General features: G+C 64.8%; 1 protein-coding gene. It reads right to left on the bottom strand.

The window, feature by feature from the left end; translation table 11 throughout:
* A partial coding sequence (locus QP140_RS09935; protein ID WP_284759492.1) for a hypothetical protein occupies positions 1–284 on the bottom strand: 284 nt, incomplete at both ends.

Raw genomic sequence — 284 nt, 5'->3', positions numbered from 1 at the left:
ACGACCGGCAGGATCAGCGCACCCGCACCGATCAACCAATGGGTGCCGGTGGAGATCAAGTCCCCGACCGGGCCTGCAACATCGAACCACACTGAGCCGCCGATGACGGCCGCGAGGCCGATAAGTACAAGACCCCATGCGTCGACGTGGTGCTCGAAGGTGCTGGAACGCGGCGTGGGGTCGTCGTCACGCTGTTCGAGCTCGTCGTGGTCGTCGTACTGGTCGCGTCGCGGGCGACGGCGTGAGGTACTCAGATTCTCTTCTTCCTGCTCATGGTGGCGCGG

It is taken from the genome of Corynebacterium sp. UMB9976, assembly GCF_030212265.1.
Lineage (GTDB): Bacteria > Actinomycetota > Actinomycetes > Mycobacteriales > Mycobacteriaceae > Corynebacterium.
The sequence above is the reverse complement of the archived record's forward strand: the minus strand, read 5'-3'. Positions and strand labels throughout refer to the sequence as shown.